This window comes from Paenibacillus sp. FSL M7-1046, from assembly GCF_038007405.1.
Taxonomy (GTDB): Bacteria; Bacillota; Bacilli; order Paenibacillales; family Paenibacillaceae; genus Paenibacillus_AQ.
Genome location: NZ_JBBOXB010000003.1, coordinates 1 through 1,003 on the forward strand (window position 1 = coordinate 1; position 1,003 = coordinate 1,003).

The following is a 1,003-nucleotide window of genomic DNA, read 5'->3' on the forward strand; positions in this document are numbered from 1 at the left end:
GGATCAGCAGCTGACCTATGCGGAGCTGAACGCGCGGGCGAATCAACTGGCGTGGACGCTGCGCGGGCAAGGTGTGGGGCCGGACCGTATCGTGGCGATCCTGATGGATCGCTCGGTGGAGATGCTCGTCGGGGTGCTCGGCATCCTGAAGGCCGGCGGGGCGTACTTGCCGATCGATCCGGATTATCCGGCTGAGCGAATCGCCTATACGCTGGCGGACAGCGGGGCGCAGTGGCTGGTGACGACCCGTGACGTCGAGCTTCGGACGCCGGCACTTCCGTTCGCGGGATGCCGGGTATATGCCTTAGAAACGGAGCCGATGCCTGCGGAGAATCCGCCGCAGGCGACGAAGCCGGAGCATCTGGCCTACGTGATCTATACCTCAGGGACGACCGGAAAGCCAAAAGGGACGATGATTACGCATCGGAACGTGGTGCGGCTGTTGTTCAACGACCGCATGGCGTTTGATTTCAACGAACGGGACGTGTGGACGTTGTTCCACTCGTATTGCTTCGATTTTTCGGTATGGGAAATGTACGGAGCGCTGCTTTATGGAGGCAAGCTGGTGGTTGTGCCGCTGATGACGGCGAGGGACCCGGAGCAGATGGTGCGGCTGCTGCGGCAGGAGCGGGTGACGGTGTTGAACCAGACGCCGAGCGCGTTTTATGCGTTGTCAGAGCGGGAAATGGAAGAGGCGGACGCGGAGCTGTGCGTGCGAGCCGTGATCTTTGGCGGAGAAGCGCTGGCGCCGGGCCAGTTGCGGGCATGGCGGCGGAAGTATCCCCATACGGAATTGATCAACATGTACGGGATCACGGAAACGACCGTGCACGTGACGTACAAGAAGCTTGGAGAGGCGGAGATCACAAACGGCATCAGCAACATCGGCAAGCCGTTACCGACGCTGCGGGCCTATATTCTGGGCGAAGGGCAGCAACTGCAGCCGATGGGTGTCGCGGGGGAGCTGTGCATCACGGGCGACGGACTGGCGCGGGGTTATTTA

The 1,003-nt window shown here is 61.7% G+C and carries 1 protein-coding gene; it reads left to right on the forward strand.

Annotated elements, in window-relative coordinates:
- On the forward strand, positions 1–1,003 hold a 1,003-nt coding region (locus NYE29_RS34475), incomplete at both ends, for an amino acid adenylation domain-containing protein (RefSeq protein WP_340899916.1).